Source organism: Alcanivorax sp. DSM 26293, assembly GCF_900107995.1.
GTDB lineage: Bacteria > Pseudomonadota > Gammaproteobacteria > Pseudomonadales > Alcanivoracaceae > Alcanivorax.
In genome coordinates this window covers 139,032-162,792 of record NZ_FNUM01000006.1, presented here as the reverse complement: position 1 = coordinate 162,792, position 23,761 = coordinate 139,032, and the positions used below count along the sequence as shown (strand labels likewise).

20 protein-coding genes are annotated in these 23,761 nt (G+C 59.4%); 10 read left to right on the top strand and 10 right to left on the bottom strand.

Annotation, left to right across the window (positions count from 1 at the left end; genetic code table 11):
• Positions 1-31 precede the first annotated feature (31 nt).
• The 9 genes from C4S63_RS12065 to C4S63_RS12025 all read right to left on the bottom strand — a co-directional run bounded on the left by C4S63_RS12065 (position 32) and on the right by C4S63_RS12025 (position 10,611).
• The gene (locus C4S63_RS12065) at positions 32-1,639 is read right to left on the bottom strand and encodes an AarF/UbiB family protein (RefSeq protein WP_062815694.1); all 1,608 of its coding nucleotides are present in this window, start codon (positions 1,637-1,639) and stop codon (positions 32-34) included.
• Complete coding sequence (locus C4S63_RS12060; RefSeq protein WP_063508194.1) at positions 1,639-2,310, bottom strand: SCP2 domain-containing protein; 672 nt, start codon at positions 2,308-2,310, stop codon at positions 1,639-1,641. Before C4S63_RS12060 ends, C4S63_RS12065 begins: the two co-directional genes overlap by 1 nt.
• On the bottom strand, positions 2,307-3,059 hold the full coding sequence (gene ubiE, locus C4S63_RS12055) for a bifunctional demethylmenaquinone methyltransferase/2-methoxy-6-polyprenyl-1,4-benzoquinol methylase UbiE (protein WP_062815696.1): 753 nt from the start codon (positions 3,057-3,059) through the stop codon (positions 2,307-2,309). The genes C4S63_RS12060 and ubiE overlap by 4 nt, the downstream gene beginning before the upstream one ends.
• A 1-nt stretch (position 3,060) precedes the next feature.
• The gene (locus C4S63_RS12050) at positions 3,061-3,756 is read right to left on the bottom strand and encodes a hypothetical protein (protein ID WP_063508195.1); all 696 of its coding nucleotides are present in this window, start codon (positions 3,754-3,756) and stop codon (positions 3,061-3,063) included.
• Positions 3,757-3,865: 109 nt separating this feature from the next.
• Positions 3,866-5,200 (bottom strand): ATP-dependent protease ATPase subunit HslU, encoded by a 1,335-nt coding sequence (gene hslU / locus C4S63_RS12045; RefSeq protein WP_063508196.1) that lies wholly within the window; start codon positions 5,198-5,200, stop codon positions 3,866-3,868.
• A 4-nt stretch (positions 5,201-5,204) separates the two neighbouring features.
• Positions 5,205-5,729, bottom strand: a complete 525-nt coding sequence (gene hslV, locus C4S63_RS12040) for an ATP-dependent protease subunit HslV (RefSeq protein ID WP_035245145.1) — start codon at positions 5,727-5,729, stop codon at positions 5,205-5,207.
• A 203-nt stretch (positions 5,730-5,932) separates the two neighbouring features.
• A complete protein-coding gene (locus C4S63_RS12035; protein ID WP_103917698.1) occupies positions 5,933-6,562 on the bottom strand; it encodes an SPOR domain-containing protein in 630 nt (209 codons plus the stop codon).
• 21 nt (positions 6,563-6,583) lie between these two features.
• Entirely contained in the window at positions 6,584-8,338 is a 1,755-nt protein-coding gene (argS, locus tag C4S63_RS12030) for an arginine--tRNA ligase (RefSeq protein ID WP_103917697.1), read from the bottom strand.
• A gap of 101 nt (positions 8,339-8,439) precedes the next feature.
• Positions 8,440-10,611 carry a primosomal protein N' gene (locus C4S63_RS12025; RefSeq protein WP_103917696.1) on the bottom strand — a complete coding sequence of 724 codons (2,172 nt, stop codon included), beginning with the start codon at positions 10,609-10,611 and terminating at the stop codon, positions 8,440-8,442.
• Positions 10,612-10,758: 147 nt separating this feature from the next.
• Here C4S63_RS12025 and rpmE point away from each other — a divergent pair, with 147 nt between their 5' ends.
• Both rpmE and C4S63_RS12015 read left to right on the top strand, forming a co-directional pair.
• Positions 10,759-10,977 carry a 50S ribosomal protein L31 gene (rpmE, locus tag C4S63_RS12020; protein ID WP_062815702.1) on the top strand — a complete coding sequence of 73 codons (219 nt, stop codon included), beginning with the start codon at positions 10,759-10,761 and terminating at the stop codon, positions 10,975-10,977.
• A 129-nt stretch (positions 10,978-11,106) separates the two neighbouring features.
• A complete protein-coding gene (locus tag C4S63_RS12015; RefSeq protein ID WP_062815703.1) occupies positions 11,107-12,381 on the top strand; it encodes a malic enzyme-like NAD(P)-binding protein in 1,275 nt (424 codons plus the stop codon).
• Positions 12,382-12,472: 91 nt separating this feature from the next.
• Here C4S63_RS12015 and C4S63_RS12010 read toward each other — a convergent pair whose 3' ends face one another.
• Positions 12,473-15,049, bottom strand: a complete 2,577-nt coding sequence (locus tag C4S63_RS12010) for a penicillin-binding protein 1A (RefSeq protein ID WP_103917695.1) — start codon at positions 15,047-15,049, stop codon at positions 12,473-12,475.
• Between the two features lie 198 nt (positions 15,050-15,247).
• Here C4S63_RS12010 and C4S63_RS12005 point away from each other — a divergent pair, with 198 nt between their 5' ends.
• The 8 genes from C4S63_RS12005 (at position 15,248) to C4S63_RS11970 (ending at position 23,623) form a co-directional block, all read left to right on the top strand.
• Positions 15,248-16,315 (top strand): pilus assembly protein PilM, encoded by a 1,068-nt coding sequence (locus C4S63_RS12005; RefSeq protein WP_103917694.1) that lies wholly within the window; start codon positions 15,248-15,250, stop codon positions 16,313-16,315.
• Positions 16,312-16,881 (top strand): PilN domain-containing protein, encoded by a 570-nt coding sequence (locus C4S63_RS12000; RefSeq protein ID WP_103917693.1) that lies wholly within the window; start codon positions 16,312-16,314, stop codon positions 16,879-16,881. The genes C4S63_RS12005 and C4S63_RS12000 overlap by 4 nt, the downstream gene beginning before the upstream one ends.
• Positions 16,878-17,552, top strand: a complete 675-nt coding sequence (locus tag C4S63_RS11995; RefSeq protein WP_103917692.1) for a type 4a pilus biogenesis protein PilO — start codon at positions 16,878-16,880, stop codon at positions 17,550-17,552. Before C4S63_RS12000 ends, C4S63_RS11995 begins: the two co-directional genes overlap by 4 nt.
• A 10-nt stretch (positions 17,553-17,562) precedes the next feature.
• On the top strand, positions 17,563-18,096 hold the full coding sequence (locus C4S63_RS11990) for a pilus assembly protein PilP (RefSeq protein ID WP_062815707.1): 534 nt from the start codon (positions 17,563-17,565) through the stop codon (positions 18,094-18,096).
• A gap of 20 nt (positions 18,097-18,116) precedes the next feature.
• Positions 18,117-20,285: a type IV pilus secretin PilQ gene (pilQ, locus tag C4S63_RS11985; RefSeq protein WP_103917691.1), complete on the top strand. Its 2,169-nt coding sequence runs from the start codon at positions 18,117-18,119 to the stop codon at positions 20,283-20,285.
• The gene (gene aroK, locus C4S63_RS11980) at positions 20,282-20,812 is read left to right on the top strand and encodes a shikimate kinase AroK (protein ID WP_255409084.1); all 531 of its coding nucleotides are present in this window, start codon (positions 20,282-20,284) and stop codon (positions 20,810-20,812) included. The genes pilQ and aroK overlap by 4 nt, the downstream gene beginning before the upstream one ends.
• A gap of 143 nt (positions 20,813-20,955) precedes the next feature.
• Complete coding sequence (gene aroB, locus C4S63_RS11975) at positions 20,956-22,035, top strand: 3-dehydroquinate synthase (protein ID WP_103917690.1); 1,080 nt, start codon at positions 20,956-20,958, stop codon at positions 22,033-22,035.
• The gene (locus C4S63_RS11970) at positions 22,025-23,623 is read left to right on the top strand and encodes an SPOR domain-containing protein (RefSeq protein ID WP_235000006.1); all 1,599 of its coding nucleotides are present in this window, start codon (positions 22,025-22,027) and stop codon (positions 23,621-23,623) included. The genes aroB and C4S63_RS11970 overlap by 11 nt, the downstream gene beginning before the upstream one ends.
• Positions 23,624-23,761: the final 138 nt, after the last annotated feature.

Sequence of the window (23,761 nt, the reverse complement as noted above, 5' to 3'; positions counted from 1 at the left end):
TATCCGATGTGCCGCGGTGCGGTGCCACAGTCTAGCGCCGCCAGCTCCAGCTCACCAGCAGCACAGCGACAGCGGCCAGCGGCCAGCTGACATGGGGTGTTGCCAGCCAGATGGCAGTACCGGCGCAGCCCAGCCCCGCCAGGCCGGCAAACAGCTTGTGACGGTGGCGAAGCAAGGCCTGTTCGAAGCGGGCTTCCAGTCGATCCTGCTGGTAGGGCAGTTCGCGCAGGCTTTCCAGGCCGTCGCGCAGCAAATCGGGCATCTCCGGTAGCTGGGCGGTCCATTCCGGCATGCGATTCTGCAGCTTTTTCAGTGTGGCGCTGGGGCCGTATTCCGCCAGCATCCAGGCTTCCAGCAGAGGCCGGCCGGTGCTCCAGATATCCAGTTGCGGGTAGATGCTGCGCCCCAGGCCTTCGATATGTACCAGTGTCTTCATCAGCAGGATGTACTGCACCGGCATTTCGATCTGGTAGTGGCGCGCCATATCGAACAGCTTCATCACCAGCGGCGCGAATTCCAGCTGGTCCAGTTGAGCGGACCGCACCGGCTCGACAATGTCGATCACGGCCCGTTCAAAACGGGGACGATCGATGGGGGCGGTATTCCAGCCGGCGCGAATCACGGCATCCACTAGGGCGCTGTAATCCTCGCGCATCACGGCCAGCACCATGCGGCCCAGCACGTTCAGGTCTTCCTTCGACAGCCGCCCGGCGATGGCCGCATCCACGGCCATGTATTGAGGAGATTCCGGGTGTTCCGGGTTGACGAAGATGTTGCCCGGGTGCATGTCCGCGTGGAAAAAATTGAAACGGAATACCTGGGAAAAGAAGATCTCCACGCCCCGTTCTGCCAGTACCTTGGGATCAATGCCGGCGGCCTTGATGCGCTCGATATCATTCACCGGGATACCATGGATGCGATCCATGATGATCACGGTGGGGCTGGACAGCTCCAGATGAATGGCCGGAATGTGCAGCAGCGGGCTGAACAGGAAATGCCGGCGCATGGTTTCACTGTTGCGGGCTTCGGCGGCCAGATCCAGTTCGCCCAGGATAATGTCCCGATAATCCTGTACCACCCGTGCGGGGCGGAAGTAACGGGCATCGCGCCACAGTCGTTCCAGCCAGCGGGCGCCGAAGGCCATGACTTTCAGGTCCCGTTGCACCACCGGAAGAATGGTGGGGCGTAGCACCTTGGCCACTACCTGCTGGCCGTTATGCAGGGTGGCGGCATGGACCTGGGCCACGGAGGCCGCGGCCATGGGTGTGCTGTCAAAGTCGCGGAAGACCTCATCAAAGGGCTGGTTGAGACTGGCCTCGACCAGATCCCGGGCCTGTTGTCCGTCGAAGGGGGTAACCTGATCCTGCAGGCGGGCCAGGGCGCGGGTCCATTCCGGTGGCAGCATGTCCTGGCGGGTGGCCAGCAGTTGGCCGAACTTGATGAAGATGGGGCCGAGGCGTTCCAGGGCTTTTTGCAGCCGCTCGCCTTCGCTGAGCTTGCCGGTGCCCAGCCAGCTGGAGGGCAACAGAAACGACATCACCAGCAGCAGGTTGCGCAGCGGATGGGCGGGGAGCAGGGCGATCAGGCGATAGCGGCACACCACATGGATGACCACCAGAATACGGGTAACGGGCAGCATCAGTCGGTGGCGCTCCCGTTGCTGTTCACGCCGGCCCTTGCCGCGCGAAGGCGCTGGATGCGGGCGTCCAGTCGATCCACGTCCATGCGCAGTTCGTCCACATCCTGACCGAATTCGTAGACATCCCGACGGCCCGGGGTCAGGCCGGATTCGTTGCCCACGTAGTCGGCCAGTTGCTCGGTCAGTCGCCCGGCGGCCTGGCGAGCCCAGCCGAACAGGCGACGGGCACTGTAGTCCAGTTGCTGGGCCAGTTCCGAGCCGGTGACCGGCTCAAGGATGGCGCCCCAATCAATTTGCAGTTCGCGGGCCAGTTGCTGCATTTCCTGCAACAGTTCCCGGTTGCCGCTAATGTCTACCGGGCCGCCAATGACGCCGGGGCGGGTATTCCAGTTCAGCAGCAAGGCAGCCAGGTCCATGGGATTGCCCTTTACCGTGACATCCGCGTTGGCATCGCTGCGGTGATACAACTCCACCCCGTCTTCCACGATCAGCGCATAGATGGCCAGCGGCGGCAGGGTCACTTCGATGGCCAGCAGGCGGCCGGCATGCAGCGCCAGTCGGTCAGCACTGGCCGGATCAGAGCGCAGGGCGGTGTTGATGGCTCTTTCCACCGTGGCCAGGGCCGTGGTGGAGAGCAGGCCGGGGGAGCGGGACTGGTCTTTCAGACTCAAAATTTGAACCCTCTGTGCAGTGCCACGATGCCGCCCAGCATGTTGAAGTATTCGGTGCGGGCAAACCCGGCCTGATCCATCATGCCCTGCAGGGTGTCCTGGTCCGGGTGCATGCGGATGGACTCGGCCAGGTACTGATAGCTGTCCGCGTCGTTGACGATCAGCTTGCCCAGCTTGGGCCACACACCGAAAGAATACAGCTCATAGGCCTTGGCCAGGGGCTTGTGCACCGGGGTGGAAAACTCCAGCACCAGCAGCCGGCCGCCGGGTTTCAATACCCGCAGCATGGAGCGCAGGGCGGCATCCTTGTCGGTGATATTGCGCAGGCCAAAAGCAATGGTGATGCAGTGGAAGCTGTTGTCTTCGAAAGGCAGACATTCGCCGTTTACCTGGGTGACCTGGGTGTTATGGCTGCAACCCGCATCGAACAGGCGGTCGCGGCCCACTGCCAGCATGGCGTCATTGATGTCCGCCAGCACCACCTGCCCGGTCTCCCCGACAAGGCGGGAAAACTTGATGGCCAGGTCGCCGGTGCCTCCGGCCAGGTCCAGTACCTTGTGTCCCGGTCGTACCCCGGCCAGCTCGATGGTCATGCGCTTGAGCAGGCGGTGGCTGCCCATGGAAATCAGGTCGTTCATGACATCGTATTTGCCCGCCACGGAGCGGAATACGCCGGCCACTTTCTGCTGCTTTTCCTGCCACGGTACCTGCTGGTAACCGAAGTGGGTGACCTTGGTTTCGTCGTTCATGTCAGTCCTCGAAGGGGGCCGGGTGATGGTCGAAGACCTTCTGCATGATGGTCTCTTCCCGTGCGGCCAGCTGCTCCAGCAGCAGGCCCACGCTGGGCACCGGTTTCATCACCCGGAAGCTGCGATCCATGAAATCATACAGGTTCGCAAAGCCTGCCGCATGGGCCGGTTTGCGGACCATGCGAAAGGTGGTCTGTATCATCCGCGAGCGGATATAGCGGTCCAGGCGATGACCCAGTTCGGCCACCAATTGTAGCTGGCGCTGACGGGCATCGAGGTGGTGGTCCTGTCGAAAGCCCTTGAGGTAGGTCGGCTCGGTGAGTGGTTGATCCAGCTCGCTGCCCAGTGAGTCGGTGATCTGCTCATCCAGCTCCTGGGTGAGGATCGCAGCCTCCAGTGCACTGGCAGAGGTGGCCATGACCTTGTCCGGCAGCAGTTTCATGGCCTTGGGCAGGGCGCGCCGGATTTCCCGGGCCACCGGTAGCAGCTCCCGGCCACCGTAGACTTCGTCGAGCAGAAAGCGGATCCCCTCTGCCGTGGCCGGGTCGTCCAGAAGATGGCGGTGGGTATGGCTGAGGCGCTGGCTCTGCCAGTCCTGCAAGCGCCGCAAGCGGCTCAGGAATACGGTGTCGTCGCCATGCTGGCGCAGGGCAAAGAAACGGTTGAGATAGTGTTGAAGCTGTTCGCCGGCGGTCATGGTTTTTCCTCCGGCGGGGATCATAGCAGGAAAGCGGTCGGCCGTCGGAAGTCAGACGCCTGACGCCAATGAATTCAGCGTCAGACGTCTGTGGTCAGGCCTCGGGCAATCAGAGGATATAGCGGCTCAGGTCCTCGTCATCGGCCAGTTCACCCAGATAGCGATCCACCGCTTCCGCATCCAGCACCAGGGGCTTGTCGTGGTACTGGGTGGCCAGGGAGTCAGCATCGTAGCTGATCTCTTCCAGCAGTTTCTCCAGTACCGTGTGCAGGCGGCGGGCACCGATGTTTTCGGTGCGTTCGTTGACCTGCCAGGCCACTTCAGCAATGCGCCGGATGCAGTCGTCGGTGATCTCCAGGTTGAGTCCTTCGGTATCCAGCAAGGCCTTGTACTGCTCAGTGAGGGAGCATCGGGGTTCGGTGAGAATGCGCTGGAAGTCATCCGGGGTCAGGGCGCTCAGTTCCACGCGGATGGGCAGACGGCCCTGCAGCTCCGGGATCAGATCGCTGGGCTTGGCCAAGTGAAAGGCGCCGGAGGCGATAAACAGGATGTGGTCAGTCTTGACCATGCCGTACTTGGTGGACACGGTGCAGCCTTCGATCAGCGGCAGCAGGTCTCGCTGTACCCCTTCACGGGACACATCAGTGCCGCCGCTTTCACCACGCTTGGCCACCTTGTCGATTTCATCCAGGAAGACGATGCCGTTGTTTTCCACTGCATCGATGGCCTGCACCTTCAGCTCGTCCTCATTGACGAAGCGCGCGGCTTCCTCGTCCCGGATCAGCCGGTAGGCTTCGCGCACACGCAGCTTCTGGCTGCGCTTGCGGCCGCCCCCGCCCATTTTCGAGAACATCTGTTGCAGCTGGCTGGTCATTTCTTCCATGCCGGGAGGGGCCATGATTTCCACCCCGGCCGGATTGCTGGACACCTCGATCTCGATTTCCTTGTCGTCCAGCTCGCCCTCGCGCAGCTTCTTGCGGAAGATCTGGCGGGTGCTGTTGTCAGTCTTGCTCTCTTCGTCGCCTCGGGCCGCGGGCAGCAGGGCGTCGAGGATGCGTTCTTCGGCGGCATCATCCGCCTGGCTGCCCACGCGGGCGATGGCTTTCTCGCGCAGCATCTTGATGGCCATTTCCACCAGGTCGCGGATGATGGATTCCACATCGCGGCCCACATAGCCCACTTCGGTGAACTTGGTGGCCTCGATCTTGATGAAGGGAGCGTCGGCCAGCTTGGCCAGGCGGCGGGCAATTTCGGTCTTGCCCACGCCGGTGGGGCCGATCATGAGGATGTTCTTGGGCGCCACTTCGGCACGCATTTCTGCCGGCAACTGCATGCGGCGCCAGCGATTGCGCAGGGCCAGGGCAACGGATTTTTTCGCCGGCTCCTGGCCGACAATGTGCTTGTTCAGTTCATGAACAATTTCGCGCGGGGTCAGGTTTGGCATCGGATTACCAGCTCAATTCTTCAATGGTTTGCTGTTGATTGGTGTAGACGCAGATATCGCCGGCGATGGTCAGGCTCTTTTCGACAATATCCCCGGCGGCCAACTCGGTGTTATGCAGGAGGGCGGTGGCGGCAGCCTGGGCAAAGGGGCCGCCGGAGCCGATGGCGATCAGGTCATTTTCCGGCTCGATGACATCGCCATTGCCGGTGATGATCAGGGAGGCTTCCTTGTCGGCCACGGCCAGCAGGGCCTCCAGGCGACGCAGGGCGCGGTCGGTGCGCCAGTCCTTGGCCAGCTCCACAGCGGCACGAACCAGATGGCCCTGGTGTTTTTCCAGCTGCGCTTCAAATCGCTCAAACAGGGTAAAGGCGTCGGCGGTACCGCCGGCAAACCCGGCAATGACCTTGCCGTGGTAGAGCCGGCGCACCTTGCGGGCATTGCCTTTCATGACGGTGTTGCCCAGTGACACCTGGCCGTCACCGCCAATCACAACGCTATTGCCGCGGCGTACGGATACGATCGTGGTCACATTCAGCTCCTTTCACAGTGATTCTGCAGATGTGGGGCTGGTGGTAGGGGATTCAAGGGGAATTGAAGGCAATTAACCGTTAATCGTTTCGCGGCTGGCTGCAGGTGGAGCCGAGCGCAGGGTGGCCGCGCACAGTCGCCGGGTGAAGGTGGGACCTTAAGGGCGGAAATGGGCGTGCGCCCATCTCCGCTGTGCGCCTGCGCCTATTTTTTCATTTTGATCGGCAGGGTCTCGATACCATTGCCGGCCAGTTGGTCCTGGGCACGATGCATGGCGTTGAGGTTGTCGTAGGGGCCGATCATGACCCGGTGCCAGCTGTCGCCGCTTTCCAGATCCACGGACTGGATGGCGGCGTCGAACCCCTTGAGGATCAACTCCGCCCGGCGGCGGTCGGCATCTTCGTTGCGGCGGAAGCTGCCCGCCTGCAGCAAATAGCGTTCGTTGCTGGAGCGGGTGCCAGCGTTTGACTTGCGCTCGCTGGCGGGTTTGTCCTGGGCGGTATCACGGCTCTTGCGAGTGCCGGAGTCGCCTTCATTCTGCGGCACGATCACTTCCATTTTCGGCAGTACCGCATAGAAGTCGAACTGCGGGGACTCGTCGCTGCTGTCCTTTTTCGGAGCGGGTTTGGTCGGTTTGGCAGGTTGTGCCGGTTTCTGTGCCACCTTGCCGTTGCCGCCTTGCTCCATCTGGGTCTTGCCCAGGTGAAACAGGAAAGCCACGAACAGACCGACCATCAGACCCGTGAACAGCCACACCCAGCCCGGGACCTGGCGTTGGCTCTTCTTGCGTACCGGGCCGCGGCTGGCCCCTCGTTTGTTGGTGTTCTTTGCCATGGGGAGTCCTGTGGTTCTCGGCTACATCCGTTCGAGCGGGCTCAGGCCCAGCAGTTCCATGCCCTGTTTCAGGGTGCGGGCTGTGAGGGCGGCCAGTTTCAGGCGGCTCTGCTTCAGGGCCTCATTGTCGCCGGAGAGGATCGGGCAATGCTCGTAAAATGTGGAAAACAGGCCGGCCACGTCATACAGATAGGTGCACAGCAGGTGGGGCAGACCCTTTTCGGCCACGCTTTCCAGCACTTCCCCGAATTGCACCAGACGGGCGGCCAGGGCCTGTTCCGCCTCTTCCTGAAGCAGGAAGTCGCCGTTGACGTCGGCCATGTCCAGGCCCGCCTTGCGGAATACGCTGGCCACCCGGGTGTAGGCGTAAAGCAGGTAGGGGGCGGTGTTGCCTTCGAAGCTGAGCATCTGTTCGAAATTGAAAATGTAGTCGCTGCTGCGGTTCTTGGACAGATCTGCGTATTTCACCGCGCCAATGCCAACGGCATGGGCAATGGTGCGCAGGGCCGAGTCGTCCAGTTTCGGGTTCTTGTCGCGGACCAGGGTGTAGGCCCGCTGTTCGGCTTCATCAAGCAGGTCGATCAGTTTGACGGTGCCGCCGTCGCGGGTCTTGAACGGGCGACCGTCCGGGCCGTTCATGGTGCCGAAGCCCATGTGTTCCAGCGCGGTGTTTTCCGGGACAAAGCCGGCCCGTTTGGCCAGGCTGAACATCTGCTGGAAATGCAGGGCCTGACGCTGGTCCACGAAGTAGAGCATGCGATCGGCATGCAGGGTGCCGGCCCGGTAGCGCAGGGCAGCCAGGTCGGTGGTGGCGTAGAGATAACCGCCGTCGGCTTTTTTCACGATCACCGGGAGCGGGGCGCCTTCCTTGTTCTTGAATTCGTCCATGAACACGCACTGGGCGCCCTGGTCTTCGCTGAGCAGGCCTTTGGCGTCCAGGTCGCTGACCACCTGGGCCAGGTCATCGTTGTAGGCGCTCTCGCCGCGCACGTCCGCCGGGGTGAGGCTGACGCCCAGGCGGTCATAGACGGCCTGGCAGTGGCTCAGGGACACGCTGTTGAATTCCCGCCACAGGGCCAGGCAGTCTTCGTCGCCAGCCTGCAGTTTTACCACCAGGCTTCGAGCTCGGGTGGCAAAGGCGTCGGATTCGTCAAAACGTTGCTTGGCGGCGCGGTAGAAGCCTTCCAGGTCGCCCAGCTCACGGGACAGCTCGGTGTCGCTTTCTTCGCTTTTCTGTTCTTCCAGGTAGGCCAGCAGCATGCCGAACTGGGTGCCCCAGTCGCCCACATGGTTCTGGCGAACCACCTTGTGGCCAAGGAATTCCAGGGTGCGCACCACGGCATCGCCGATGATGGAGGAGCGCAGGTGCCCCACGTGCATTTCCTTGGCCAGGTTGGGGGAGGAATAGTCCACCACCACGGTCTGTGCCTGCACCGGACGGGCTACGCCCAGATGCTCGTCGGCCAGGGCCTGATCCAGCAGGCCGGTAAGCCAGTCATCGGCCTGGAAGAAGTTGATGAAGCCGGGTCCGGCGATTTCCACCTTGGCCACGGCGTTGTCGGCAGGCAGGGCCGCGATCAGTTTTTCCGCCAGATCGCGAGGCTTCATGCCGGCGGGTTTAGCCAGCATCAGGGCGATATTGGTGGCGAAGTCGCCGTGGCTCTTGTCCTTGGTACGGTCGATCTGCGCCGGGCGTTTGGCCTCGGCGGGCAGAGTCCCTTCGGCTATCAGGGTGTCCAGGGCGTTGTCGATCAGGGTTATCAGGCGTTCTTTCATGACATTCTTTTGTGGAGGGCATCGGGGCCGTTCTGGTGGGCGGCGATTGTACGGGAAAAGGCCCGCTGGCGCATGCGCCGGACGTCAGGTCCGGCGCCGTCTTACAGCATATCGATCGGATCCACATCCAGATGCCAGCGACACTGGCGGCCGGCGGGCAGGGTGCGCGCCTGTTCCAGCAGCACACTGATGGCCTGATGCAGGGGTGCGCGCTGAGCGCACTGCAGCAACATCTGGGTGCGATAGCGCCCGGCGCGCCTTTCCATGGGCGCCGGTACCGGCCCCAGCAGATGGACGTCCGGGGGTAGCGGTATGCCGGCCAGCTGTTGCAGAAATTCCATGGCCTTGCCCATGCTCATGGCTTCGCAACGGAACAGGGCCAGGTGGCCAAAGGGGGGCAGGCCGGCCATCTTCCGCTCTTCCAGCAGGGCACTGGCCAGGGCCGCATAGTCGCCGCTGGCAGCCAGTTGCAGGAGCGGATGATCCGGGTGGCGGGTTTGCAATAAAACCCGGCCTTTGCCTTCCCGGCCGCTTCGTCCGGCCACCTGCAGCATCAATTGCGCGGCCTGTTCCGGACCGCGGAAGTCAGCGCTGAGGAACCCTGCATCCATTTCAAGAATGACCACCAGGGTGAGATTCGGAAAGTGGTGACCCTTGGCCAGCATCTGGGTCCCCACCATCACCGCCGGTTTGCCCTGCTGGATGGTGGCAAGGTGGGCGTCCAGGCTGCCCTTGCGACGGGTGGCGTCCCGGTCGATGCGAATCACCGGGGCCTGTTGTGACTGCTCCAGTAGTTCAGTGATTTTTTCTGTGCCGCAACCGGCTTCGTGGATGGCGCTGGAGCCGCACTCCGGGCAGCGTGGGGGGACTCGTTGCTGGTAGCCACAGTGATGGCAGCGCAGGCTGCCCTCGCTGCGATGCCAGGTCAGTGTGCTGTCGCAGCGGCGGCAATCCGCCTGCCAGCCGCAATCCTGACAGAGAATCATGGGGGCGTAACCGCGCCGGTTGATAAAGACCAGCGCCTGGTTGCCCTGCTCCACGCAGTGCTTGATCGCCTGCAGGGACTGGGGGAGCAGTGGCTGGCCGGGGGCGGCCAGGGTGCCGTCGAGGATTTCGATGGGCGGGCGCCCCTGGTCCGTGGCGCGATGGGAAAGTTTCAGCCACTGGAAGCGTTCATCCCGGGCCAGTTGCAGGGTTTCCAGGGCCGGGGTGGCACTGCCCAGCACCACGGGAATATCCAGTTGCTGGGCCCGCCAGGTGGCCAGGTCGCGGGCGTGAAAGCGAAAGCCGTCCTGCTGTTTCAGGGAGGCGTCGTGGGCTTCGTCGACGATGATCAGCCCCGGGGCGGCCAGCGGTGTAAAGATGGCGGAGCGGGTGCCGATGATGATGCGTGCCTTGCCGTCACGGGCGGCCAGCCAGTTGTCCAGACGTTCCCGATCGGTGAGACCGGAGTGCAGGGTCGCCACCGGCACGGCGAAGCGCTGGCGGAAACGCTGTACGGTCTGGGGCGTCAGGCCGATTTCCGGAATCAGCACCAGTACCTGTTTGCCGGCGGCCAGATGCGCAGTCATGGCCTGCAGGTAGACTTCGGTCTTGCCGCTGCCGGTAACGCCGTCAAGGAGGAAGGGGGAGAAGCCCCGGGCCTCCTCCAGAGCGCGGATCGCCTTGCGCTGCTCCGCGTTGGCGGCCAGTGGCGCCTGGGCAAGAATGTCCCTGGGGGGCGCACTGTCCTCCTGCGTTACCTGTTCCGCCCAGCCCTTGTCACGCAGACTGGTCAGAGCGGCGGCGGGTACATCCAGGGCCGCCAGCATGGTGCTGCTCAGGCCTTTGGGGTGGTCGCGCAGGGTGTGCAGGGCCTGGCGCTGTCGCGGGGCGCGGCTGAGCTGGTCGTCACTGACATGCTGCCCGCGTTCGGTAATTTGCCAGCGTTTTTCCTGGCTGGCCTCGGCATCGTTGCCCTGGCGCAGCAGGGCCGGCAGGGCATAGCTGAGCACTTCGCCCAGTGGGTGGTGGTAGTAGCGGGCCGCCCGTTCGCATAGCCGGTAGAGTTCCTCCGGCAGGACCGGGGTGTCGTCCAGTACCCGCTGGATGGCTTTCAGTTTCGGGTGATCGCTGAGACCGTGGCCGTGAACCAGGCCCACCAGGGTGCGTCGACCGAAAGGGACCTGCACCCGTGAGCCACGCGCTGGCGGAGTGGTTCCCGGGTACAGATAGTCGAAGCAGCCCGGTAACGGCACCGGCAGGGCAATTTGCAGGGTTTTCTTGGCTGACACGGGATTTCCTGAAGCCTGAAGCGTCTGAGACGCGCTCAGCGCTTGCGGATTGGGGCCAAGCTGTTATGATTCGCCTTCTTTTTCCCAGACGCAAGCCGTGTGGTGCCTGTCGTAGAGGCAGGTAGCGACACAGATTGGAGCTCAGCAATGAAACCAGAGATTCATCCCGAATACCAGGCAGCGACCTATACCTGTAGCTGCGGTAATGTTATCGAAAGCCGTTCCACCCGTGGTGGTGACATGGCCTTGGACGTTTGTTCTTCTTGCCATCCTTTCTATACTGGCAAGCAGAAGCAGGCCGACAGCGGTGGTCAGATCGACAAGTTCAAGCAGCGTTTCGGCATGATGCGCAGCAAGAAGGACTGAACGGCGTCTTCACCGCAGTTTATGTAGCCTTTGAAAAGCACCCTGCGGGGTGCTTTTTGCTTTAAGACCTTGCGTACACAGTGTTTAGCCTGACAGTTTAGCCCGACTTAGGGACCAGCGGAGACCAGCATGTCTGAGGATTTGAGAACGGCGGCCCTAGAATACCACGCCAAACCGCGGCCAGGGAAAATCAGCGTTGAGGTGACCAAGCCGGCGGCAACCAGCCGTGACCTGAGCCTGGCCTACAGTCCGGGCGTGGCGGAGCCGGTGCGTGAAATCGCCCGCGAGCCGGAGCTGGCCTACCGTTTTACTGCCAAGGGCAATCTGGTGGCTGTGATCAGTGATGGCACGGCCATTCTCGGTCTTGGCAACCTGGGCGCGCTGGCGTCCAAGCCAGTGATGGAAGGCAAGGGGATTCTGTTCAAGCTGTTTGCCGGTATCGATGTGTTTGATATCGAAGTGGACGCGGAAGACTCCCAGGCCTTTATCGACACGGTGGTGCGCATCCATCGCACCTTTGGCGGCATTAACCTGGAAGATATCCGGGCGCCGGAATGTTTCGAGATTGAGCGCATCCTCAAAGAACAGTGCGATGTGCCGGTGTTCCACGATGATCAGCACGGTACCGCCATTGTGGTGGGTGCGGGTCTGATCAATGCGCTGGAAATTCAGAAAAAGCGTATCGAAGACATCAAGGTGGTCTGTGTGGGTGCCGGTGCCGCAGGCGTGGCATCGGTGCGGCTGCTGATCGAGATGGGCGCGCGCAAGGAAAATATCCTGGTGCTGGATCGCAAGGGCGTGATTCACAGTCGTCGCGATGATCTCAACCAGTATAAGGCGGCACTGGCCAACGACACTGACAAACGCACTCTCAACGATGCGGTGGAAGATGCGGATGTGTTTATCGGTGTGTCCGGACCGGACATGCTGACACCGGAAATGGTCAAGAAGATGGCGCCCAAGCCGATCATCTTTGCGCTGGCCAACCCGGATCCGGAGATCCGTCCGGAGGTGGCCAAGGCGGCTCGCCCGGATGCGATTGTGGCTACCGGGCGTTCTGATTTCCCCAACCAGGTGAACAATGTGCTGTGTTTCCCGTACATGTTCCGGGGGGCGCTGGATGTCCGTTCCACCTCAATCACCGAGGAAATGAAGATCGCCGCAGTGCATGCCATTGCCGAGCTGGTGCGAGAGGCGCCGCCTCAGGAAGTGCTGGATGCCTATGGTGGGGAGCCGCTGACCTTCGGTGCCGACTACATTATTCCCAAACCCAATGACCCGCGTCTTCTGGGGCGGGTGTCCTCCGCAGTCGCCCGTGCGGCAGTGGATTGTGGTGTGGCTCGCAAGGGGTATCCTTCCCACTATCCATTGAACTCGCTGGATGAGATTTTTCCCGAGTTGTAGGAGAAGCAGTCAGCCATAAAAAAACCGCCGGAAGGCGGTTTTTTTATGGCTGGTCAGGCGCCAGGCAATGCCCGGCGCTATCGCGGGCCGTTCAGAAAATTTGCTCGGGGGCACTGGTGCCACCACCCGGGCCGCGCTGGGGCTCCAGCTCGGGCACCTGATCCTCAATAAAGTATTCGCGGATGGCATTGGGGTTGTCCGGGCGCGCCAGCAGACCACTGTCCGGGTCGATGCGTACGGTGGCGATGCCGGAGGGCTGCTCCAGTTGCCGTTCAGGAATGCCTTCCAGGGCCGGGCCCATGTAGTCGATCCAGATTGGCAGGGCTGCCTTGCCACCATATTCGCCCCAACCCAGATTGGCCGGGTTGTCGAAACCGACCCAGACGGTGGCGACCAGATCCGGAGAATAACCGGAGAACCAGGCGTCCACCTGGTCGTTGGTGGTGCCGGTCTTGCCGGCCAGGTCATCGCGGCCCAGAGCCCTTGCCTTGCTGCCGGTCCCTGCGCGGATCACGTCCTGCAGCATGGAGTCCATCAACCAGGCAATACGCGGATCCAGTACCCGGGGGGCCATGACCGGGTCAGGCTGTATTGTCACCACTGGCTCGTCGGTGCTGTCCTCGCTGTCCGGGCTGGAGTCCTCAGGGGTGGCAGGTTTGATATTGTCGTCTGTCAGCGCCAGGGGGGGCAGGCAGGGAGGTTCGCAGAGTATCACTTCCGGTGCCTGCCAGAGGATGTCGCCATCGGCGTTCTCGATACGTTGAATGGCCCAGGGGGTGACCCGGTAACCACCGTTGGCAAAAACGCTGTAGGCAGTGGCGATATCCATCGGGGTGACGCTGGCACTGCCCAGTGCCAGGGACAGGTCGCGCTGGAAGCCTTCTGCAGGAAGGCCGAAGCGTTTCAGGGTGTTCATGGCCTGGCTGATGCCGATCTGGCGCAGAATACGAATGGAGACCAGGTTCAGCGAGCGATACAGGGCTTCGCGCATGCGGGTGGGGCCGTAGAACTTGCCGCTGGCTCCGGTGGGACGCCAGGCGGTTTCCAGTTTGTCGTCATCGAACACCACCGGCGCATCGTTGATGATGGAGGCGGGGGTGAAGCCGTTTTCCATGGCCGAGGTATAGATAAAGGGTTTGAACACGGAGCCGGCCTGGCGCTCGCTTTGTACGGCCCGGTTGAAGTTCGACGCAGAGAAGCTGTAGCCGCCCTGCATGGCGACCACAGCCCCATTGGACGGGTCCAGCGAGACCAGTGCCGACTGTGCAGCGGGGAGCTGGGCCAGGCGCCAGCGGCGACTTTCCTCCGGGCCCACGGGGCGAACGCGAATAATATCGCCACGGGATAGTACATCGCCGGCGGTCTTGGGTTCTTCTCCCACATACTTGTTGTTGAGCTGCGGGCGAGCCCAGCGGATGTCCTCCCAGGCAAGCCGGGCGCGTTTGCCGTCCCGGAAAAGGATGTCGGCATCCTCTTCTCCCACTCGGGTAACGATGACCGGTTGCAGCGGGCCGATACGTTGCTGGTCGCGGATCATGGCAACCCAGTGGGCCACGTTGGGGTCCAGTCCGGTAATGGTTTTCTCGATTTCCGCTTTTTCAGCCTGTGCGGGCAGTTCGCTCTCCTCCGCAGGGGGCTGCTCATTGTCGGAAGCGCTGATGGCTGGCAGCGTCGGCGCTGCGCTCACGTCCCGTTGTGCCAGCGGCCCGCGATAACCATGGCGCTCGTCATAGCTGTGAAGGCCGGCTCGCAGTGCCTGGACAGCCGCGGTCTGCCGTTTGCTGTCGATGGTGGTAATGATGCGAATGCCGTCGGTGAAAATGTCCTGCTCCACCAGCCTGGCGGCCTGCAGGCGTACCATTTCCCCCACATAGGCAGCATCCACTTCAGGCTGGGCGGCATGGAAGCGGGCACTGACAGGCTCGGACTGGGCAATTTCGCGTTCTTCGCGAGTCAGCGCCCCGGTTTCTTCCATGCGGAACAGAATCCAGTTACGTCTTATTCTGGCCCGCTCCGGGTTGGTGATCGGGTTGTAAGCGGAAGGAGCCTTTGGCAGGCCGGCAATCATTGCCTGTTGGGCGATATTGAGTTCGCCGACGGATTTGCCGTAGTACACTTGGGCGGCGGCTTCTGCCCCATAGGCCCGGTGGCCGAGATAGATCTTGTTCAGGTAAAGCTCGAGAATCTCTTCCTTGCTGAGCACCCGCTCAATCTGGATGGCCAGCACGATTTCGTTGAATTTGCGCAGGAAGCGCTGGTCACGGCTGAGGAAGAAGTTGCGCGCCACCTGCATGGTGATGGTGGAGCCGCCGGAGCGGATTTCCCGATAGCGTGCCAATTCCACCGCGGCCCGCACCAGGCCTTTCAGGTCGACCCCGTTGTGCCTGAAAAAGCGTTCATCCTCTGCGGCCAGCACCGCCTGGACCAGGGTTTTCGGCAATTCGTCAAAGGATACCGGTTGTCGGCGCTTTTCCCCGTATTCGGCAATAAGTTTTATATCATTGCTGTAAATGCGCAGTGGAATCTGGTATTCCACTTCGCGGATCTGGCTGGCTGGGGGGAGTTGTGGAGCCAGATACAGATAACTGGCGGCCAAAATGGATAACCCGCCACCGGCGCCGGCAATCAGGAGAAGGAGCAGGTATCGGGTCCAGGTGGGTAAGCGCATGTTTTCGGCAACTACTGGCTGGGATCGGTAGAAAGGCCTAGTGGGCCCGTGAAGTGGGTCATTATATGGTGGAAAGGTTGTTGTGATCTAATATCTGTTCTGCTATTACTAGACCTAAAGTGATTCGACATAAAAAACCTGTAAGTGTATCTTTATCAAGAAAAAACACTTTAATAATAACCAGACGGGACGACAACAGTGCTGCCTTTCCTCAGAAAAAAGGCCCAGACACTCCTGGGGATCGACATCAGCTCCACGGCGGTGAAGCTGCTAGAGCTGTCCAAATCGGGGAACCGCTACAAGGTAGAGAGCTATGGGGTTGAGCCCTTGCCTGCCAATGCGGTTGTCGAAAAAAACATCAGTGACGTGGAGGGCGTCGGGGATGCGATTGCCCGTCTGGTCAGCCGCGCCCGTCCCGGGGCGAAAACCGCGGCGGTGGCAGTGTCCGGCTCTGCCGTGATCACCAAACTGATTGAAATGGATGCCTCTCTCAGCGAAGACGAGATGGAGAGCCAGCTGAAGGTGGAAGCCGACCAGTATATTCCCTTCCCGCTGGACGAGGTCCGCATGGACTTCCAGGTCATGGGGCCTGTCGAAGGTAATGATGAGCGTGTGGAAGTGCTCGTTGCCGCCTCCCGGACAGAAAACGTGGAAATGCGAACCGATGCTCTGGAAATTGGCGGTTTGCAGGCCAAGGCCGTCGATGTGGAAGCCTACGCGATGGAGCGGGCTTTCCAGCTGGTGTTGCCGGGACTGCCCAACGCCGAGGAACTGGAGACCGTCGCTGTCTTCGATATCGGTGCCACCATGACGACCTTGAACGTTTTCCATCAGGGGCGCAGCGTCTACACCCGCGAGCAGCTGTTCGGAGGCAAGCAGCTGACCGAAGAAATTCAGCGCCGTTACGGTATTTCCATGGAAGAGGCCGGGCTTGCCAAAAAAACCGGCGAGCTGCCGGATGATTATGAAGCGGAAGTGCTGCAGCCCTTCAAGGATGCTGTGGTTCAGCAGGTCAATCGGTCGCTGCAATTTTTCTATGGCTCCACCCAGTTCAATGAGGTGGACTATATCCTGCTGGCCGGGGGCTCAGCGTCAATCCAGGACCTGGCAGACCTGATTCAGGAAAAAGTGGGTGCCAGCTGTTCCGTGGCCAACCCGTTCAATGATATGGCGCTGGCAAACAAGGTGGGGGCTTCTGCTATTGCCAATGATGCGCCGGCATTGATGATCGCATGCGGTTTGGCATTGAGGAGCTTTGACCAATGACAACAACAATTAACCTGCTGCCGTGGCGGGAAGAGCGCCGCAAGCGCCAGCAACAGGAATTTATCGTTCTTTTGGTGATGGCCGCCGTTTTGGGTGCGGTGCTGTTTTTTGGTTGGAAAAGCGTGGTGGATCAAAAAATTGCTGACCAGCGCGCCAGGAATAGTCATATCCAGACCAAGGCAGCGGAGCTTGATGGGAAAATTAAAGAGATCAAAGAGCTAAAGACGAGAAGAGATGAGCTGGTTGCGAGAATGGAGGTGATACAGAGCCTCCAGGGCAACCGCCCAACAATCGTCTATGTGTTTGATCAGTTGGTCAGGACCTTGCCGGACGGCGTGTTTTATTCAAAATTGAGTCGTATAGGCGATCTTTACACAATCAACGGGATCGCCGAGTCCAATAACCGTATCTCAAGGCTGATGCGTAATCTGGATCAATCTGAATGGTTCAAAGAAGCGAATCTGCAAAATGTAACGGCTCTGGAAGATGGCTCGCAGGCAAACAGCTTTACATTGACGGTTAAGCAAGCCTCCCCGACCAGCAATAAAGAGGAAGAAAAACAATGAAAGCCTCTGAGCTGAAAAACATGGATATGCGAGAGCTGATCGAAGAGCTCAATAGTCTCGACTTTGAAAATGTGGGGGGATGGCCTGCGCCAATAAAAGCGGGTGCCGCAGTTCTCGTTTTGATTGCCGTGCTCTTGATGGGCTATTTCCTGGTTATCAAGGATTTAAATGCTGCTCTGGAGCAACAGCAAAGAGAAGAGGCGTCGCTACTCAAGAGTTATGAGAATAAAGCTTTTGAGGCGCACAACCTTGATCAGTTCCGGGCACAGCTTGTCGAAATGGAGCAAACTTTCGGGGCGCTTCTGAAGCAGCTGCCAAAGGACACTGAAGTCCCGGGTTTGCTTGAGGATATTACCCATACCGGACTGGGAAGTGGGATGGAGTTTGAGAAAATCGAACTCAAGGAAGAGGCTGAAAAAGAGTTTTATGCCGAACTTCCCATCGAGATCAGTGCCTTGGGCGATTATCATGGTTTCGGCTCCTTCGTTTCTGGTGTGGCAGCCTTGCCGCGAATTGTGACGCTCCACGATTTTGTGATTGAGTGGCCTACCGATAAAGAAGCCAAGGCCCTGGGCCTGCTGAATATGAATATCACCGCCAAGACGTATCGTTATTCAAGTCAGGACGGCAGTTCTCAAAGTACAGGACCGGCTCGTGGTCAGAATAAATAGGGGGCAGGTGATGTTGGCAAAAAAATATGCAGCGGTTCCTGTTGCGATACTTTTTCTTCTGGGTTTGACGGGGTGTGGAACAGGGGCGAACCTGGGTGAGCTTGAGGCCCGGTTGCAGGAAATAAAGGCGAGGCCAAGAGGGCGAATAGAGCCGCCGCCGGAGTTCAAGCCAATTGCAACCTATGCATATGGTGCGCATCAGCTTCGTTCACCATTTTCTGCACCTTCCGACCAAGAAATCATGGCTGTACCTGATGGGCGGAAAGTGGAGCCAGACATGGGTAGGCCAAAAGAGTACCTGGAGCGATTCGCTCTGGATGCATTGAAAATGGTAGGTACGATTACCAAGCCGGGAGAATCACTTCAGGCGCTGATAGCTGATCCATCCGGTGCGGTTACCCGAGTCAAGCCAGGGAGCTACATGGGGAAAAACTTTGGCTTGGTGAAGGATGTTTCCGAAAGCAGGGTTAGCCTTATAGAAATCGTGCCAGATGGTCGTGATGGCTGGGTCGAGCGTTCTAGTAACGTCGCCATTTCAGAATAACAGTTGCTGGGGATCCAGTTATGAATATCAAAAAATTGACAACAAAAATGAGCTTCTCCCGGCGCTTGGCGGGCTTTCTCGCTATGGGGGTTTTGTCAGTCTGCAGCTCTTTCGCAGCCGCGGACACTCTCACGTCCATTGAAGCGAATTCTCTGTCCGGCGATGGCATGGAAGTCCGCCTGAAGTTTGATGGTGGTGTGCCCGAGGCAAAAGGTTACAGCATCGAAAAACCCGCCAGAATCGCGTTGGACCTTGTTGGGGCTGATAGTGAAATTGCGGAAAAACAAAAGAACCTTGGAACGGGCAATGCCCGCAGTGTCACCATCGTCGAGGCAAAGGACAGAACCCGGCTTATTTTTAATCTGGACTCGTTGACAGGGTACTCAACCCGGGTTGAAGGGAATGACCTTGTTGTATTGCTGGGCGATGAGCAACGGGAGCCGGCTTCCGGCCAGACCAGTGACGTAGCGGCTGACGATGATGCTTCTGTAGAGAGTGTTGACTTCAGACGCGGCGATAGCGGCGAAGGTCGGGTTATTGTTGGGCTTTCCAAAGCCTCCATACCTGTCGATGTGAAAGAAGAGGGTGGAAGAATTGTTGCCAAATTCGTTGGCGCTGGTGTTGCCAATGAATTGGTCAGAAAACTGGATGTCACTGATTTTGCCACACCAGTCCGAGTTGTGGACACGAAGAGTAGCGATGACAGCGTCGTTGTTACCATTGAGCCAACCGGTACCTGGGAGTATCTGGCGTATCAGGCGGACAATCAGTTCAGCATCAATGTTAAGCCCATTACCCGTGCAGAGGCTGAACGCAAAAACAAGGATGCCTTTGAATACACCGGTGAGAAGCTGTCTCTGAATTTTCAGGATATCGAGGTGCGGTCGGTTTTGCAGCTGATCGCTGACTTCACAGGGTTGAATCTCGTTGCGTCAGATACGGTTGATGGCCGAATTACCCTTCGGCTGCAGAACGTTCCTTGGGATCAGGCTCTGGAGCTGATTCTGAAGACCAAAGGTCTGGATAAGCGTCAGGTGGGCAATGTCTTGCTGGTGGCGCCTGCCGATGAAATCGCTGCGCGGGAACAACTGGAACTGGAAAGCCAGAAGAAAATTGAGGCCCTGGCGCCCCTTCGTACTCAGTTTATTAATATCAATTACGCGAATGCCACCGATATGAAAGCCTTGATCAGTAATGCTGGTGGCAAAGGTGAGGCGCTGGTATCTGCTCGTGGTTCCGTGGTCGTGGATCAGAGAACGAATACGCTGATTATTCAGGATACACAGGCGAAATTGCAGGAAGTCAGGGACTTGATTGATACCCTGGATGTTCCTGTTCGGCAGGTACTGATTGAGGCTCGTGTTGTCGTCGCAAGCAATAATATTGCTGACGAATTCGGTGTGCGTTGGGGCGGATTGGGTTTCAATACCGAATCAATGCTGCAGGATAAAAAGACCTTTGGCTTTTCCGGTCGGCTCCAATCGCTGAGAAACCTGCATGCAACCAATGTGGATTCTACAGTTGCTCAGGCAACTCCGGCTATTGATCCCGATGATGTGGATTTCGGGCCAGATGATTTTGAGTTCGAAGATATTGAGAATGGCGATGATTTGATCGTGGATTTGGGTGTGGATTCTGCGGATGCCTCCCGGTTTGCCATTGGTTTCACGTCCTTGACATCTGGTCTGATTGAGCTGGAATTGTCCGCCCTGGAGGCTGAGGGGCATGGTGAGCTGGTTGCGACTCCCAAGGTTCTTACCGCCGATCAGCAGCCTGCAATTATTGCCTCCGGGCAGCAGGTGCCTTTCGAGATCGCCACTGCTTCTGGTGCAACTGCCATTGATTTTGTGGAGGCGGAACTCAAGTTGGAGGTGACGCCACACATCACTCCGGATGGTAATATCATCATGGAGCTGAAGGTGAATAACGATTCTTTCAACGCGGAAGGTTCTGCTGCCATCAACACCAACCGTGTTGAAACCTCTGTTCTGGTGAATGATGGAGAGACTGTCGTGCTTGGTGGTATTTTCCAGCAAGAAAAGATCAATTCCGTGACCAAGACTCCCTTCCTGGGTGACTTGCCGTGGATTGGCAACTTGTTCAAGAAAACCATCAAGCGTGATAACAAGCAGGAACTCCTGATCTTCATCACTCCCCGCCTGATGAAGGATGCTTTGGCAAATCGGTGACCAAGACGAATCCCTCTCTAATACTGGTTGGCCCCATGGGTGCTGGGAAAAGCACCCTGGGGCGCCACCTTTCCCAGATACTGGACTATCCCTTCTTCGATTCTGATCGGGTTATTGAGGAGAAGACGGGGGCGGATATCCCGTGGATCTTCGATATGGAAGGCGAGGCCGGTTTTCGCCGTCGCGAGCAAGAGGCTATTGATGAGCTGACTCGCCAGGATGGTATTGTGTTGGCGACTGGGGGTGGCGTTGTGGTGACGCCAGCGAACAGGGATATGCTCCATGAGCGCGGCTGTGTGGTCTATCTGTGGACCCCTGTTGACGTTCAGCTTGCCCGCACCCGAAACGACAAGAATCGCCCCCTCCTGCAAACCGCAGACCCGCGCGCTAAACTTGAAGCGCTGTTCGCCGAGCGGGATCCTCTTTATCGACAGGTGTCTCATCACTTGGTGTCTACGGCCTCCGGTAACCTGAAAAAGGTGGCGGATGACGTGCTGGCTTGTTTGGCGTCTCACCGACAAGGATAATATGGCCTTGGCAGGCGATTGTTGCACCGAATGAACGGCGCTGACTGAGTGGCCCTCGGCGATGTGGCGCATCGTTTTGTCTGGCAGTTGCCGATGCTTCTCTCTTGCCATTGCCTACCATCCCAATGTCTGTCGGAGATCCAATGCGAACACTTCAGGTGGCCCTGGCCGAGCGTAGTTACCCGATTCACATCGGTGCCGGCTTGCTCGACACCTTCCCCCTTGCCGAGCAGGTGCGCGGCAATCAGGTGATGATCGTTACCAACGAGACCATTGCCCCTCTTTATCTGGAGCGACTGACCCCGCATTTTTCGGGATGTCAGTGCGATACCCTGGTCCTGCCGGATGGTGAGGCGTTCAAGACGCTGGAAACGCTGGAAAGCATTTTCGATGCGTTGATGGCCAAGCGCCACTCGCGCACGACCACGCTTGTTGCTCTCGGCGGCGGCGTGATTGGCGATATGGTGGGGTTCGCTGCCGCCTGTTATCAGCGTGGGGTGGACTTTATTCAGGTGCCGACGACGTTGCTTGCCCAGGTGGATTCGTCTGTTGGTGGCAAGACCGCCGTCAATCATCCCCGTGGAAAGAACATGATTGGTGCGTTTCACCAGCCGCGCCTGGTGTTGATCGACACGGATGTTCTGGCCTCCCTGCCGCAGCGTGAGCTGGCCGCTGGCTATGCGGAAGTGATCAAGTATGGCCTGATTCGCGACCCGGATTTTTACCATTGGCTGGAAACCAACAACGAAAGGCTGTTGTCCAGAGACACAGAGGCATTGTCTGAAGCGATCTATCGCAGTTGCGATAACAAGGCTCAGGTGGTGGCTGATGATGAAACCGAGCAGGGTAACCGTGCCTTGCTCAATCTGGGTCATACCTTTGGTCACGCTATTGAGACGGCCACGGGTTACAGTAAGTGGTTGCACGGAGAGGCAGTCGCGGTCGGCATGCTCATGGCAGTGAATATGTCGGTCAGGCTGGGCTGGGTAGACGCGGGTTTGGAGGCCGGGCTGGCCGATGTGCTGGCACAATGGCAGTTGCCGGTGGCAACGCCTGCCGGGATGACGCCGGATCAGTTCATGGATCTGATGTCGCTGGACAAGAAAGTACAAAACGGCCAGCTTCGTCTTGTGTTGCTGCGACAGCTGGGTGAGGCTGTGGTCACGGCAGACTATGATGCTGGGGCATTACGCCAGACACTGGAGGCTTTTTGTGGAACATGATGACGACCGTTTTTTCAGTGGTGCATCCCGTGGCGATTATCTGGATGCGCTGACTGCCCATGCCGGACTGGGTTCCGTGGTGGCACTGGAAGGCGATAGCGGTAGCGGTGTCTCTACGTTGCTTGGCCATACGGTGATGGCGTTGCTTGGCGATATGGAAATTGTGCGGATCGACGGCGGGGCGGAGCACAATGCCAACGTGGTCATTGAGTCTTTGCTGCGGCATTTCGATATCGACAGGGCGGCACTTCCTGACAAGCTTCGCGAGGCTCTGGCCGACGGCCGCATCCTGGTGGTGGTCGACAACAGTGAGGATCTGCAGGACGACGCTGTCGCTACCATGGCTGCCCTGAAGCAGAAGCTGGGCGCCCGCCTGGGTTATGTGTTCGGGGGGCTGCCGGGCACGGTGGAAAAACTCAAGAGCGCGGATCTGGCGCTGGATGATGTGCTTGATCTGCCCTCCCTGGTTGCTGATGACATTCAGGATTTTGCCTGGTTCGTGCTCGGAATTGAGTTGGAGGCGGACGAGGCTGACCGCTTGCGCCATGACAGTGATGGCAATATCGCCCGCCTTCTGGAGCTGCTGCGCAGCCAGGATGCGGGGGCGCCAATGATGATGTCCGCCTCTCGTGAAGAAGAAGCCGGTGTCGAGCCTGCTGCTGCCTTCGCGTCCCGCCCGGCGGATGACGATTCCCAGGAAGAGCTGTCCTTTTCCTCATCGGCAGTGGACGTCGAGGATGAAGACGATACGGAGTTTGATGACCGGGACAGTCCGGAAGAGGGGCAGGATCGTCGCGCCGCGGTGACGCCGCCATGGCGTCATGTGGCAGCGGCTGTTGGCCTGCTCGTTGTGGTGGCGATCGTCTGGTCGGTTTTCTCAGGTGGCAATGATGACGGCGAGGGCCAAGGGCAATCTCGTGAGCTTGCCTTGCCGGTGCCCGAGCAGCCCGCCACGGCAGATGCTGATGCCAGTGGCGCAGACGATGCGCCCACACGTCCGTTGGCCTCCTCCATGGAGCCGGTGGCGAGATTGGAGGACCTGCCGGAACGTCAGTCACCAGAGTCCGAGCCGGAAGCCAATGAGGAAGCGGCCAATGTGTCCCTGACGCCGGTGACGGACCCGGTCATGCAATCCGCCCCTGCTCGTGAGGAGCCTGAGGTGGCAATGACACAGGAGCCGGCAGCTCAGGAATCTGAGCCTGCGGAGGGGCCAGAAACGCAGCCGGTGTCTGCGCAAGAGCCTGATCAGCCGGATACGGTGCCTGCCAGTGAGCCGGCCCTCAGTGGGCTGGATGCGGAGCTGGGCTATCAGCGGGAAGACTGGCTGGCGACCTTGGACGACAGCCGCTGGTTTCTGCAGATTACGGTCACCAGTCAGGAGGCCAGCGCCCGTGGGGTGCTGGATCAGCTGGAGCGCAAAGGGGCCTATTATCGGGCTGAGCGGAACGGGAAATCCGTCTATCTGGTGCTCTCAGGGGACTATTCCAGCCGTCAGGCTGCCCTGGATGCAAAGTCGACGTTGCCTGCAAAGTTGCGCTCAGCGGGGCCTTTTCCCCGCAAGATGGCCGACATTCGCAGCGAGCTCTGAAAACAAAAATGGCCCTTGGGTGACTGTTCAATTTGTCGCCCAAGGGCGCAATGTGTAGAATGCATATCCCTTTTTTGCCGTCACCACTATCCTGACGCCATTCGCCTTCTGTAAGTCTCTGAATTTCAAGAGGAAAGG

Coding starts and splice junctions, on each gene's coding strand:
- C4S63_RS12065 (WP_062815694.1), bottom strand. CDS start 1,639: ATGCTGCCCGTTACCCGTATTCTGGTGGTCATCCATGTGGTGTGCCGC.
- ubiE (WP_062815696.1), bottom strand. CDS start 3,059: ATGAACGACGAAACCAAGGTCACCCACTTCGGTTACCAGCAGGTACCG.
- C4S63_RS12050 (WP_063508195.1), bottom strand. CDS start 3,756: ATGACCGCCGGCGAACAGCTTCAACACTATCTCAACCGTTTCTTTGCC.
- hslU (WP_063508196.1), bottom strand. CDS start 5,200: ATGCCAAACCTGACCCCGCGCGAAATTGTTCATGAACTGAACAAGCAC.
- C4S63_RS12035 (WP_103917698.1), bottom strand. CDS start 6,562: ATGGCAAAGAACACCAACAAACGAGGGGCCAGCCGCGGCCCGGTACGC.
- argS (WP_103917697.1), bottom strand. CDS start 8,338: ATGAAAGAACGCCTGATAACCCTGATCGACAACGCCCTGGACACCCTG.
- rpmE (WP_062815702.1), top strand. CDS start 10,759: ATGAAACCAGAGATTCATCCCGAATACCAGGCAGCGACCTATACCTGT.
- C4S63_RS12015 (WP_062815703.1), top strand. CDS start 11,107: ATGTCTGAGGATTTGAGAACGGCGGCCCTAGAATACCACGCCAAACCG.
- C4S63_RS12010 (WP_103917695.1), bottom strand. CDS start 15,049: ATGCGCTTACCCACCTGGACCCGATACCTGCTCCTTCTCCTGATTGCC.
- C4S63_RS12000 (WP_103917693.1), top strand. CDS start 16,312: ATGACAACAACAATTAACCTGCTGCCGTGGCGGGAAGAGCGCCGCAAG.
- C4S63_RS11995 (WP_103917692.1), top strand. CDS start 16,878: ATGAAAGCCTCTGAGCTGAAAAACATGGATATGCGAGAGCTGATCGAA.
- C4S63_RS11990 (WP_062815707.1), top strand. CDS start 17,563: ATGTTGGCAAAAAAATATGCAGCGGTTCCTGTTGCGATACTTTTTCTT.
- pilQ (WP_103917691.1), top strand. CDS start 18,117: ATGAATATCAAAAAATTGACAACAAAAATGAGCTTCTCCCGGCGCTTG.
- aroB (WP_103917690.1), top strand. CDS start 20,956: ATGCGAACACTTCAGGTGGCCCTGGCCGAGCGTAGTTACCCGATTCAC.